Genomic DNA, 12,558 nt, shown 5'->3' on the forward strand with positions numbered 1-12,558 from the left:
TTCATTTTCAGGAAGGAGACAGCTATGACCATCAAAGAAATAGAAGACCGCACCGGGCTGCCTCGGGCCAATATCCGGTTCTATGAGTCCCAGGGCCTGATCGCCCCAAGCCGTGGGGAAAACGGTTATCGGGACTACTCCCAGGAGGACTGTCAGACTCTGCTGAAAATCAAGCTGCTGCGGAAGCTGGACTGCTCCCTGGAGGACATCCGGTCCCTCCAAGCGGGAGAACGATCCCTGGATCAGCTCCTGGAGCAGAGGCTGGCCCAGCTGGAGGGCAGATACGCCGAGCTGGAACAGGCCAAGGCCCTGTGCCAGAAGCTGCGGGAGGACCGGGCGGACTGGTCCTCCATGGACCCGGCCCGCTATCTCTCCTGGGCCCCTTCCACCCCAGCGGATGAGGTGGCCGACATCCGCTTCCGCATCCCCTGGCGGCGGTATTTCGCACGTTCCCTGGACCTGCTGCTGTATGGCACTCTGTGGAGCGTACTGCTTGCTCTGGTCTTTCGGATCAACATCCTCTGGCGGGGCCCTTTGGGGGATCTGCTGGATACGGCGGCCACCCTGACCCTTATGGCGGCGCTGGAGCCCCTGTTCCTCCACCGCTGGGGGACCACCCCAGGCAAGGCCCTTTTCCGGCTGAAGCTCACCCGGTCAGACGGCAGCTATCTCTCCCTCCAGGAGGGCTTTCGGCGGACCTTGTCGGTAATCATTATGGGGCTGGGTCTGACCATCACGCTTTCCATTCTCGCCCTCATCCCTCTTGTGACTCTGATCCTGGGCTACGTCCGCTGCAAAAAGGGGCGGGAGCAGCCCTGGGCCCTGGAGGACGAGGCCTGGTCCGACGGTACCGACGGCACTCAGGGCTTCTGGGATCAGCCCCGCTCCGGATGCCGCGCGGCAGCCTATCCGGGCATCTACGCGCTCTGTGTGGCCCTCCTTATGGGCGCCGCTCTGTTTGCCGCTATCCCCCGGCACCATGGCGCCCTGACCCCGGAGGAATTTGCCGCCAACTACAACCATCTAGCCACCTTTGCCTCCGCCCCCGAGGAGCCCGGCTATATGCTCCAGCCAGACGGCTCCTGGCTCCAGACGGACCCAAACAGCTTCCCCATCTTTCTGTTTGGCTCCGGCCCTCTGGATATGGACATCCAAAGCCGGCAGGGGGCGGTCACCGGTCTGTCCTTCTCCATGGAGAACCGGGAGCAGGGCGGCGTCCGTTCCCTTTCCACCACTCAGGTATGGCACACGGTGAACGCCCTGCTGGGTCACGGCGAACTGCTGGCCCACCCCTCCCTGAAACCGGTGCTGTCCGCCCTGAAGGAACCCCGTCCCGGCACCCAGAGCTGGACTGTGGACGGCTGGCAGCTCACCCTGGAGCTAGAATTGAAGGGGTATGACAGCCACAAGGGCCAGCTGGTTTCCCTGCCGGGCCAGGAGCAGTATGTCCGATATGACTTCTCCATTCGGCAAATCTAAGAAAAGAGATCGTTTCCTGGCCCCTTTTCCCTGTTCAGCCATTGACACTCCCTTTTCAGTTGTCTATAATTAAAAGTTGCCCCGGTCCCTTCTGCGGAGCGGGGCAATTTTTTATAGGAAAGGGGCTCTTCAAATGAGCGACCAGCGTGTTTACAACTTCTCCGCCGGCCCGTCTATGCTTCCACTGTCCGCACTGGAGCGCGCCGGGTCAGAAATCACCAACTACCGGGGGTCCGGTATGTCTGTGATGGAGATGAGTCACCGGTCAAAAGTTTTCATCCAGATCTTTGAGGAGACCCAGGAGAAACTGCGCCGGATCATGGACGTCCCCCAGGGATATAAGATCCTGTTTCTCCAGACAGGCGCCTCCGGCCAGTTCTCCATGATCCCCTTGAACCTCATTGGAAAGACGGGAAAGGCCGACTACGCCGTCACCGGCAACTTCTCCAACCTGGCTTACAAGGAAGCCCAGAAGTACGGCCAGATCCATCTGGCCGCCTCCAGCGAGGACCGGGACCACAGCTACATCCCCGCCCAGAGCCAGTTGAAGCTGGACTCAGAGGCCAGCTATTTTTACTACTGCGCCAACAACACCATTTATGGCACCGAGTGGCAATATGTCCCTGACACCGGCAGCGTGCCCCTGGTGTGTGATATGTCCTCCGACATCCTGTCCATGCCGGTGGATGTATCCAAATTCGGCCTTATCTATGCTGGGGCACAGAAAAACATGGCCCCTGCCGGCCTCACTGTGGTCATCATCAAGGAGGAGTTAGCCGGGCATGAGTTGCCCTATACCCCCCTTATCATGAACTACAAGACCATGATCGACAAGGATTCCATGTACAATACACCCCCCTGCTGGTGCATCTATATGCTGGGCCTCACTCTGGACTGGGTGGAGGAGAACGGCGGACTGGCCGGTATGGAGAAGCTGAAGTGGCAGCGGGCCAATATGCTCTATGACACGCTGGACAACTCCAAGCTGTTCCGGTGTCACGGGGAAAAGGGCTCCCGCTCCGGCATGAACGTCACCTTCCGCACCGGCAGCGAGGAACTGGACGCCAAGTTCGTTTCCCAGGCGGCCCAGGCCGGCTTTGTCAATCTGAAGGGCCACCGGAAGACCGGCGGGATGCGGGCTTCTATCTATAACGCTATGCCCGTCGAAGGCGTGGAAAAGCTCTGCGACTTTATCAAGGCCTTCGATAAAGCGAACTGACGGGGCCCCCATAGGAGCCCCGCGCAGTGGGTCCCATGGGGAGAGGAGGCGCAAGGAATCGCAGCGAGGAATACTGCCAGAGCGTCCCGAGCGAAGCGAACTTTGCGCCAACCACAACGCCAAGCCTGTGGAGGGCGTTAAAAAGCTGTGCGATTTTATCCAGGCGTTTGACCGGAAGGACCGACGCGGCCGACATGGCCGCTCCTATAACATAAAATAAGGTGATCGTATGTACCGTATTAAGACTTTGAACAAAATCTCTTCCGCCGGGCTGGACCAGCTGGACAAAAGCCGCTTCCAGATCGGAACGGAAGTGGAGAACGAGGATGGCATCCTGGTCCGCTCCGCCCCCATGCAGGACTATTCCTTCCCCCCCGCCCTCCGGGCCATTGCCCGGGCGGGCGCCGGGACCAATAACATCCCCATCGACCGCTGCTCCGAGAACGGCATCGTGGTGTTCAACACCCCCGGCGCAAACGCCAACGCGGTGAAAGAGCTGGTCATCGCCGCCATGCTCATCGCCTCCCGGGATATTCTGGGAGGGGCGGACTGGGTCCAGGAGCAGGCCCACACTCCTAAGGTGGATGTGGCCGCCGCTGTGGAGAAGGGCAAATCCGCCTTTGTGGGGCCAGAGCTCTACCGCAAGACCCTGGGCGTTATCGGCTTGGGCGCCATCGGCGCCCTGGTGTGCAACATCGCCCTGGACCTTGGGATGGATGTATACGGCTATGACCCCTTCCTATCTGTGGACGCGGCCCTCCGGCTGGACCGCCATGTCCATGTGGTCAAGGACGTGAATGAGTTGTACCGGGTGTCTGACTACATCACCATTCACGTCCCCTATAACAACAACACCAAGGACTTTATCAACGCCGAGGCCATTTCCAAAATGAAGGGCCAGGTGCGCGTCCTCAATCTGGCCCGCGGCGGCCTGGTCAATGACGAGGATATGATTGCCGCCCTGGAATCCGGCCGGGTCGCCAAATATGTCACAGACTTCCCGGACGAGCGCATTACCACGGTAAAGAACGTCATCGCCCTGCCCCACCTGGGGGCTTCCACCCCAGAGAGCGAGGAGAACTGCGCTGTCATGGCCGCCCGCCAACTCCAGGATTATCTGGTTAACGGCAACATCACCAACTCGGTAAACCTGCCCAACGTGTCACAGGAGTGGAGCGGCATCGCCCGGCTGTGCCTGATCCATAAGAACGTGCCCGCCATGCTGACCCAGATCATGTCCACCCTTTCTGACGACCGCATCAACGTGGAAAATATGACGAATAAGTCCAGAAAGGACTATGCCTACACCATCGTAGATGTGAACACCCGGCTGACTGACGAAGTGGCGGATGAGCTGCGGGCCATCCCCAATATGATCCGTGTCCGGGTGCTGAACCACTGATGCGGCCCCATATCCAGTACAACTCCCCGGTGGTCCTCACCTTTGCTCTCCTCTCCCTCGGCGCTCTGGCCCTGGGGTGGGCCACCGGTGGCTGGACCACCCTGCATCTGTTCTGTGTCTATCGTTCTCCCCTGTCTGACCCCCTGACCTATGTGCGTCTGGTGGGCCATGTGCTGGGCCATTCCGGCTATGCCCACTACTTGAGCAACATGATGCTCCTGCTGGTGGTGGGCCCTCCCCTGGAGGAAAAGTACGGCTCCCGCCGCCTGCTCCTGTGCATCCTGGTCACGGCCCTTATCTCCGGGCTGGTCCAGTTTTTGTGTTTTCCTAAGACAGCTCTGCTTGGGGCCAGCGGCATCGTATTCATGCTGATCCTGCTCTCCTCCCTGTCCGGTATGCGGGCGGGGGCTATCCCTCTGACCCTTATTCTGGTGGCCGTCCTCTATTTGGGAGGCGAGGTGGTTGACGCCATCACCCTCCGGGACAACGTATCCCAGCTCACCCATGTGGTGGGCGGGCTGTGCGGGGCCTGCCTAGGCTTTGCCATGAGCCGGCGGCCATAACGATATCCATAAAAAAGCTCTCTGTCAGATAGGTTTGACAGAGAGCTTCTTTTTATATGGCCTGAGCCTGACCCAATGCCGCTGGCTGCTGCACTGCGGTCTGGGCGTCACTCTCCAGACGGCGGTGGCTAGCCGCCTCCTGGATAATCCAGTTCCGCCGCTTCCAGTAGACCACCATGGTGACCAGGGGCGGAAACAGGTCGGACACCGTCTCCGCGAAGAAAGCGGCAGTAGCGCCGAAGACTGCCGGCAGCAGGAACAGGGCGGTGAAGTACACGCCCTTGCGGAGCAGAGACAGGGGCAGAGACCACTGCATCATCCCCATGCCGGTGAACCCGTCGATCAAGGTGTACTGGAAGGCCAGTGGGATGAGGCCAATGGTGCATATCTTGATGGCCTGGACCGCCAGAGCGGACACCTGGAGGTCGGGAGTGAAAATGTGGGTAAAGGGGGCGCACAGGAACTGGCCCACCAGGAACAGCACGGTGGTAAAGGCCAGACAAAGGGCCAGGATGTACTTCTGGGCCTCCAGAATGCGGTCGGGGCGGCCAGCCCCAAAGTTATAGCCCAGAATGGAGCCGGTAGAGCCGGTGATCCCCGCCATGGGCATGGTGATAATGAGCATGAAGGACTGGGCGATGGTAGCGGCGGCTACCAGCATATCTCCCTGCTCCGGTCCGCCGTAGTTCTGGAGAACAGCGTTCAGCGCGATAATCATCACATTGTCCAGCGCAATGATGAGGAAGGGAGCCAGCCCAGTGAGCAGGACCCTGGAGATGATCTTCCGGCTGTATCCCCCGAAGGTGATGCGCACCTGGGGTACAGGGCCAAAGAGAAAATGGAGGACAAACAGGCAACTGCCCAGTTGGCTGATTACAGTGGCGATGGCCGCTCCACGTACCCCCATGTTCAGCCCAAAGATGAACACTGGGTCCAGGGCGATGTTGAGCACCGCCCCAAGCATCACCGACTGCATCCCCTTCTTGGCAAAGCCCTGGCAGATGACAAACTGGTTCATTCCGTTGGCCAGCAAGGCGAATACCGTGCCGAACAGGTAGTAGGTGTAATAGTCCAGAGCATAGGGCAGGGTGGTCTCACTGGCTCCGAAAAGCAGGAGCAGAGGCCGCCTGGTCAACAGGGCACCGGCCATCAGGAGCACCGCCAGCACGTTAAGCAGGAGAAAGCAGTTTGCCAGTATCTTTCTGGCCTGGGCCAGGTTACCCTCGCCCATTCGAATGGACATCAGGGGGGAACCGCCGACCCCTACCAAAAAGGCCACGGAGCCGATCATGGTGACCACGGGACCACAGACGCCGGCCCCCGCCAGGGCCAGGTTGCCGATCTCCGGGATATTCCCGATGTAGATGCGGTCCACAATGCTGTACAGCACACTGACAAATTGGGCCAGCATACTGGGAATCGCAATATTCAGGACCAGCTTTCGGATGGGATCGCGGCCCAGATCATTTTCCAGTTTCACGTTCTTCGCCTCTCCACACACTTTTTCTAAGTCTTCTCTAGGCGCTGGCAATTATAGCACCGGCCTCTCTCCTTGTAAATTAGGCAAAACCATAGCATTTCCCGCTTTTTTTCCAGAAAACTGGCCAAAATGCTTAATGGCGGAGGCCGGCTGTCTCCCATGCTCCGCCTTCCGCCATACCACTGCCAAAAAATTTTTTACCCGCCCTATTGACAACAGCTTTCTATTGTTATATTGTATATGTAGTATATATACAGAAAACACAAAATAACAGTGCGTCAGAGGGCGGGCGCTGGACCTGGTACCGGCCGGCAGCTCTCCCCTCTCTCCACTGTTAGAAGGGGCATGAGATGGACATCATTCTAAGTAATTCCAGCGTCAAACCCATTTACGAGCAGATCACCGACCAGGTGAAGGAGCAAATCATGGCCGGAACCCTGTCGGCGGGGGATGCCCTGCCCTCTATGCGCCTGCTGGCTAAGGAGCTCCGTATCTCCGTCATCACCACCAAGCGGGCCTACGAGGAGCTGGAACGAGATGGCTTTTTGGAGAACGTCCCAGGCAAGGGCTGCTTCGTGGCGCCCCAAAACCGGGAGCTGCTGCGGGAGGCCCAGCTCCGCCGGGTGGAGGAGAAGCTTACCCAGGCGGTGGAGGAGGCCCGGAAGGGAGCCTTCTCTCTCGATGAGCTCCATGAGCTATTGGATATTCTGTATAAAGGTGACGAATTATGACAAATAGTATTGAAGTACAAGGGCTCCGCAAGTCCTATGGCGATTTTTCTCTGCGGGATATCAACCTGACCGTTCCCGGAGGGGCCATCATGGGCCTCATTGGCGAGAATGGGGCAGGCAAGACCACTACCATCAAATGTATTTTGAACCTGATCCGCCGGGACGAGGGGACAATCACCCTCCTGGGCCACGACAACCAGAGGGAGGAGCGGGCCGCCAAGCTGGAGATCGGCGTGGTGCTGGACGAATGCTTTTTCCACGACTCCCTCCGCCCCCGGGACATCGATTTGATCCTCTCCCGGATATATCAAGGTTGGGACAGCGCCCTCTACCAGCGTTATCTGTCCAAATTCCAGCTGCCGGAGCGCAAATTCGTCAAGGAATTCTCCCGCGGGATGAAGATGAAGCTGTCCCTGGCTGCCGCCCTGTCCCACCGCCCCAAGCTGCTGATCTTGGATGAGGCCACCTCCGGTCTGGATCCCATTGTCCGGGATGAAATTCTGGACGAGTTTCTCGGATTTATCCAGGACGATGACCATGCCATCCTCATCTCCAGCCACATCACCAGCGACCTGGAGAAGGCAGCTGATTACATCACCTATATCCACCAGGGGCAGGTGGTCCTGTCCGACGCCAAGGATCGTATTCTGGACAATTACGGTCGTCTGGCCTGCACCGTCGCACAGCTGAACTCTGTGGCCCCAGACGATTTGATCCGGGTACGCCGCAGCTCCTACGGCTGCGAGGGCCTGGTGGCCGACCGGGCCGCCTTCCGCCGCCGGTATCCAGAACTGCTGGTGGAGCGGACCACGCTGGAAGACATCATGCTATTCATCGCAAAGGGGGAAGCACAATGACCGGACTGGTTCTAAAAGATATGCTCGTGATGCGAAAGACCCTTAAGACTTATGTGCTGTTTCTAGCCTTTTACCTGCTGCTGGCCGTGATTGGACTCTTTCCCATCTCCACCATCACCGCCGTCACTCAAATCATTATCATGATGCTGCCCCTGTCCGCCTTCTCCTTCGACGAACTGGCCAAGTGGGACCGATACGCCCTCACTTTCCCCACTGGCCGGAGGAGTCTGGTGGGCGCGCGCTACCTGTTCACCCTGGTGATGGCCGCCGCCGCAACCCTCTACTCCCTGGTGGCCTGCGTGGTCCTGTCCATTGGGAAAGGGCAGAGCGCCATGGCCGAAAACCTGTTGAGCCTGATGGTATCTCTGGGGCTGGGACTCATCATCGCTGATATTCTCCTCCCCCTGTGCTATAAATTGGGGGTGGAACGGGCCCGCCCCTATATGTATATCGTCATTTTCGCCCCCCTGCTCCTGTTCTTCGGTGCCTACAAGTTGGGGCTCTTCGAGGGCATCGACCTCTCCTCTCTGGACCGGATGCCGGAGAGCACTGTTCTGGCCGTGGGCTCCCTACTCCCTCTGATCCCACTCCTGGGACTTGGGCTATCCTACCTCATCTCCTGCCGTATCATGGAACAGAAGGAGTTTTGATATGAAAACCGGGGTCCTGATGGTATGGACGGGCTGCCTGGTATCCATCACCCTGTCTGTCCTGCATTTCGCCTGGATCGCTACCGCCGTGGAGCGGGTGCTGGTCCTGGCACTGCTGGCTCTGGCCGGAGCTTTCGCTCTGGCCCATCGGAGATAAGGAGGAACCTCTATGCCAAAAATTATGCCCCTGATCTGGGCTGGCCGCGCCGTAGCTGTCACCCTGGTGGCGCTCGCCTTTACGGACACCATCCCCAGTGGAAGTTTTCTGTTCTGGCTCCTCTTTGCCCTGGCCGCCGGCCTTGTCCTCCTTGGCGGCGGCTGGCGAAAGCGCCGGTGATTTACATTTTCTCCCTCCCATGCTATAATAGTAAAAAATGATTGAGGGAGTGTGACCGCTATGACCACTAAAGAAGCCATCCGGGAATTGGAGCACATGAAGCAGTATGCCACCGCCAAGTCTATCCCTGCTCTAGACCTTGCCATCAAGGCACTGCAGGAAAAGCTGGAGTGTGAAAAGGTCTAGCTCCCCAGATGTGAAGGCCGGACAGGAATCGGGAAAGGCAAAATCGGGAACGCACAACGTCCCCAGCAGGATTTGAAATCATTGAGAATCTTTCTTCTCCTGCCGCATCTAAACAAAGACGGAGCAGAAGCGACGCTTCTGCTCCGTCTTTGTTTATTTTATTTCTGCTTTCGGTCTGGATATCCCGCCGTTTTACCTCAGGCGCTCCTCCGAGCATTCTTTACGAAAAACAGGAAGCCCAGCATTAGGACGATGCCAACCGGCAGAGCGATGATACCGGGTAGGCCGAAGTAAGCCAACGCACCGGCTACCACATAGGAAATGCCGGCAATAACCGCGCAGGAGATTGCATAAGGCAACTGGGTGGACACATGGTTGACATGGTCACACTGGGCACCGGCGGAGGCCATGATGGTGGTGTCGGAGATGGGGGAGCAGTGGTCTCCGCACACCGCGCCGGCCATACAGGCGGAGATGCAGATGATGGCCAGAGGGTTGTCCATGGAAAATACGTTCTGGACAATGGGGATCAGGATGCCGAAGGTACCCCAGCTGGTGCCGGTGGCAAAGGCCAGCAGACAGCCCACCACGAATACGATGACGGGCAGCAGCATCTGCAGGCCCTGGGCGCTGCGGACGAAGTCACGGACAAAGTACTTGGCACCCAGTGAATCGGTCATGCTCTTCAGGGTCCAGGCAAAGGTGAGAATGAGGATGGCGGGCACCATGGCCTTGAAGCCCTCAGGAATACAGCCCATCATCTCCTTGAAGGTCATGGAGCGGCGGACGAAGAAGTAAATCAGGGCGAACAGCAGGCCAAAGGCGGAGCCCAGCATCAGGCCGATAGAGGCATCAGAGTTGGAGAAGGCGTCCACAAAATTCTCCCCGGAGAAGAATCCGCCGGAGTAGATCATGCCGATGACGCAGCACACCACCAGCACCACGATGGGCAGCACCAGATCCATGACGGTACCCTTGGTGTCGTCGATCTCCTCATCCATCATGGCATAGGGGTTGGAGCCGGAGAACAGGTCGCCGTTCTCTACGGCGTTCTTCTCGAATTTGGCCATGGGGCCGAAGTCTACCTTCATCAGCACCAGGCCCAGCATCATCACAATGGTGAGCAGGGCATAGAAGTTATAGGGGATAGCCCGAATAAACAGATTGAGGCCCTGGCCGTCCTCGGCAAAGCCGGACACGGCGGCTGCCCAGGAGGAGATGGGCGCGATGATACATACCGGCGCGGCGGTGGCATCGATGATATAGGCCAGCTTGGCCCGGGACACGTTGTGCTTGTCGGTGATGGGCCGCATGACGCTGCCCACGGTTAAGCAGTTGAAGTAGTCGTCAATGAAGATCAGGCAGCCCAACAGGATGGATGCCAGTTGGGCACCGACCCGGGACTTGATGTTCTTCTTGGCCCACCGGCCGAAGGCGGCCGAGCCGCCTGCCTTATTCATGAGACACACCATAGTGCCCAGAATGACCAGGAAGATGAGAATGCCCACATTGTAGCTGTCTGACAGGGAGGCCACGATACCGCCGCTGAACACGTGATTCAGCGTCCCCTCAAAGGAGAAATTGGAGTACAGCAGGCCGCCCACCAGGATTCCAATGAACAGGGAGGAGTACACCTCCTTGGTAATCAGGGCCAGGGCGATGGCGATGACCGGGGGCAGCAGGGACAGGGCGGTGTTGTAGGAGCTGCTGGGGGACTGGATATACCCCTCACCCCCACAGGTGGGACACACAAAGGTGCCGCCGCAGGCCTCACATTCAGCGTCAGTGCCCAGGCATACGGAACACCCGCCCGTAAGGCCGCAGTCGGGACACTCGATCATCTTGGTGCCCGATACCTCGGTGGGGTCGTCCGCCAGCACGGCAAAGCTGGTGGTCGCTAGGGCCAGCACCATCATCACCATGATGATCAGGCGCACAGGCCAGGATCTTCTCGTTCTCATTTCTTTTCCCTCCACATGATTCTCTCTCCGGGGCCGCAGCCCCCCGCGCAAACAAAAAAGCCACAGGCACGTCAAGCGCCCATGGCAAAGCCGGACGTCCCCAGGCGGACCCCAGGGACCTTCGGATAGCGCTCCACTTGTTCGTGACAGTCCGCAGGATATTCTCCTGCGGCCCAGGTTCGCCTCTCCAGGCAGAGAAGCCAGCCTTCGGCGGTACACCCTCTCCTGGGGACGGCTGCCTGACCCTGTCCCACAGTACGCATGAGTACCGCGCCTCTATCCACTATTCATTTGGAATTGCAAGTATCCTACCACGGCCCTTCACTATTGTCAAGCCTCTTTCGAAAAAAAGCCCCTTCTTTTTCAATTTTCTATCAATCCATCATAAAAAAGGTGAAAGTGCCGGTGGCCACCACTACATCCTGGTCGTTGGTGAGCACCACCTGGATCACAGACAGGGTGCGGCCCATCTTCTTGGGCGTGGCTACACAGAATATCTTCTTTCCAGAGGCGGGGCGCAAAAATTCCATAGTGCTTCCCGCGGTGACGCAGACGCCGCCCCTGGAACAGGCGCAGCATCCCCCCACCGTATCGGCCAGGGTGGCCATTGCCCCTCCGTGGACATTTTTATGGGGATTGATGCTGTTAGGTCCCACCACCAGCTCCCCCTTGGCATAACCGGGCTCCACATGGGTCACGGTGATGCCGTTCTCATAGGAAAACTGGTGCGGCGTATTGACTGTGCGGAATATAAAATCGGTCCTCTCCTGGTCAGTCATGGAACCGCTCCTTTGCTCGTTGTCAGGGGAAGTGTATCACAAAAACATCTGTGGGGCAAGGCTGACGGGAAAAATTTCACCGATTTTCCCCCAAACGCATAGATTGGTAAGAACTCATACCCAAGGAGGAATCGCCATGGAAAAAAACTCGAACCCTGCCGCCCTGACTCCCCAGGGCGTGGACCAGGAGGCGTTTGACCGGGTATGGCGCCGTGTGATGCCCGATCAAGCGCAGAGCCCCATCGCCATAGGGCGGGCGGAAGTAGATGAGATCGCCCCCGCCGAAACCGCCCCCCAAGACCAGTGCGAGGCCGCGCCGGTCCCAGCCGAGACCCCGGTACAGCCCGCCGCTTCTCCTACGCCCCCTCCCCCGTCCCGCAGCAAAGCGGAGGAGGACCCCCCCTTCTGCCTCGGCAGCCAGTCCCAGGGGGAGGAACAGACGCTCGCCTCTCTCATGGACCTGGTCAAAGAAGGGGTCTTCATCGCCCAGGCCCTGGTCCGCAGGGGCGGAAGCTGCTCCAGGTCACTGAGCTGTCTGGCTGCCGACCACCGGCGGGCCCTGCGCCAGCTCTCTGCCGCCTACTTTCTCATCACCGGTCAGCGTTACCACCCACCGACTCCCTCTGTGGTCATTAACGCCTCTCTCCCCCTGGCCCTACGGGATCAGTTTGTCTGGGAGCAGCGATGGGAGCGGGCCAATCAGCAGGCCGCTGAGACCACCTCGGATGCCTGTCTCAAGGAATTATACCAGGAACTTGCCCAAGACGGGGTCCTCCATGCCGCCACCATTCGCTCACTGCTGGAACAGATGGGTTGACTGTTTTCTCAGCTTTGGGGTAAACTGGACAGGAAGGTGGGCGGTAGGGCCAGACCGCACGCGCCTCCGCCATCCTCCACATACCGATGAAAGGAGC

14 protein-coding genes and 1 riboswitch are annotated in these 12,558 nt (G+C 58.8%); of the genes, 11 read left to right on the plus strand and 3 right to left on the minus strand.

The window, feature by feature from the left end:
• Nucleotides 1-24: 24 nt before the first annotated feature.
• From ACEVJK_RS07565 to ACEVJK_RS07580, 4 genes are all read left to right on the plus strand, one after another.
• Complete coding sequence (locus ACEVJK_RS07565; protein ID WP_374740319.1) at nt 25-1,479, plus strand: MerR family transcriptional regulator; 1,455 nt, start codon at nt 25-27, stop codon at nt 1,477-1,479.
• A gap of 133 nt (nt 1,480-1,612) precedes the next feature.
• A complete protein-coding gene (gene serC, locus ACEVJK_RS07570; RefSeq protein ID WP_374740320.1) occupies nt 1,613-2,698 on the plus strand; it encodes a 3-phosphoserine/phosphohydroxythreonine transaminase in 1,086 nt (361 codons plus the stop codon).
• A gap of 229 nt (nt 2,699-2,927) precedes the next feature.
• Nucleotides 2,928-4,100, plus strand: a complete 1,173-nt coding sequence (locus ACEVJK_RS07575; RefSeq protein ID WP_147571627.1) for a phosphoglycerate dehydrogenase — start codon at nt 2,928-2,930, stop codon at nt 4,098-4,100.
• Nucleotides 4,100-4,663: a rhomboid family intramembrane serine protease gene (locus tag ACEVJK_RS07580; RefSeq protein ID WP_147571628.1), complete on the plus strand. Its 564-nt coding sequence runs from the start codon at nt 4,100-4,102 to the stop codon at nt 4,661-4,663. The genes ACEVJK_RS07575 and ACEVJK_RS07580 overlap by 1 nt, the downstream gene beginning before the upstream one ends.
• A 52-nt stretch (nt 4,664-4,715) precedes the next feature.
• Here the strand turns inward: ACEVJK_RS07580 and ACEVJK_RS07585 are convergent, their stop codons facing one another.
• Nucleotides 4,716-6,143, minus strand: coding sequence for an MATE family efflux transporter (locus tag ACEVJK_RS07585; RefSeq protein ID WP_147571629.1), 1,428 nt, complete (start codon nt 6,141-6,143; stop codon nt 4,716-4,718).
• Between the two features lie 350 nt (nt 6,144-6,493).
• Between ACEVJK_RS07585 and ACEVJK_RS07590 the strand changes: the two genes are divergently transcribed.
• From ACEVJK_RS07590 to ACEVJK_RS07615, 6 genes are read left to right on the plus strand one after another with little or no spacing between them, the layout of a single operon-like run.
• A complete protein-coding gene (locus ACEVJK_RS07590; RefSeq protein WP_147571630.1) occupies nt 6,494-6,874 on the plus strand; it encodes a GntR family transcriptional regulator in 381 nt (126 codons plus the stop codon).
• On the plus strand, nt 6,871-7,731 hold the full coding sequence (locus ACEVJK_RS07595) for an ABC transporter ATP-binding protein (protein WP_147571631.1): 861 nt from the start codon (nt 6,871-6,873) through the stop codon (nt 7,729-7,731). The genes ACEVJK_RS07590 and ACEVJK_RS07595 overlap by 4 nt, the downstream gene beginning before the upstream one ends.
• On the plus strand, nt 7,728-8,381 hold the full coding sequence (locus ACEVJK_RS07600; protein ID WP_147571632.1) for an ABC-2 transporter permease: 654 nt from the start codon (nt 7,728-7,730) through the stop codon (nt 8,379-8,381). The genes ACEVJK_RS07595 and ACEVJK_RS07600 overlap by 4 nt, the downstream gene beginning before the upstream one ends.
• A 1-nt stretch (nt 8,382) precedes the next feature.
• Nucleotides 8,383-8,538 carry a hypothetical protein gene (locus ACEVJK_RS07605; protein WP_186851899.1) on the plus strand — a complete coding sequence of 52 codons (156 nt, stop codon included), beginning with the start codon at nt 8,383-8,385 and terminating at the stop codon, nt 8,536-8,538.
• Nucleotides 8,539-8,550: 12 nt separating this feature from the next.
• Nucleotides 8,551-8,718, plus strand: a complete 168-nt coding sequence (locus tag ACEVJK_RS07610; RefSeq protein ID WP_240288312.1) for a hypothetical protein — start codon at nt 8,551-8,553, stop codon at nt 8,716-8,718.
• 60 nt (nt 8,719-8,778) lie between these two features.
• Complete coding sequence (locus ACEVJK_RS07615; protein ID WP_262669713.1) at nt 8,779-8,904, plus strand: hypothetical protein; 126 nt, start codon at nt 8,779-8,781, stop codon at nt 8,902-8,904.
• 197 nt (nt 8,905-9,101) lie between these two features.
• On the opposite strand, the gene ACEVJK_RS07620 is transcribed toward ACEVJK_RS07615, so the two are convergent.
• Nucleotides 9,102-10,865, minus strand: coding sequence for a Na+/H+ antiporter NhaC family protein (locus ACEVJK_RS07620; protein WP_262669714.1), 1,764 nt, complete (start codon nt 10,863-10,865; stop codon nt 9,102-9,104).
• Between the two features lie 118 nt (nt 10,866-10,983).
• A riboswitch (Lysine riboswitch) is annotated at nt 10,984-11,152 on the minus strand.
• Nucleotides 11,153-11,239: 87 nt separating this feature from the next.
• Complete coding sequence (locus ACEVJK_RS07625) at nt 11,240-11,644, minus strand: PaaI family thioesterase (protein ID WP_147571634.1); 405 nt, start codon at nt 11,642-11,644, stop codon at nt 11,240-11,242.
• A gap of 136 nt (nt 11,645-11,780) precedes the next feature.
• Between ACEVJK_RS07625 and ACEVJK_RS07630 the strand changes: the two genes are divergently transcribed.
• Complete coding sequence (locus ACEVJK_RS07630) at nt 11,781-12,461, plus strand: rubrerythrin (RefSeq protein ID WP_374740321.1); 681 nt, start codon at nt 11,781-11,783, stop codon at nt 12,459-12,461.
• Nucleotides 12,462-12,558: the final 97 nt, after the last annotated feature.

It is taken from the genome of Flintibacter sp. P01028, assembly GCF_041925235.1.
GTDB lineage: Bacteria > Bacillota > Clostridia > Oscillospirales > Oscillospiraceae > Lawsonibacter > Lawsonibacter aceti.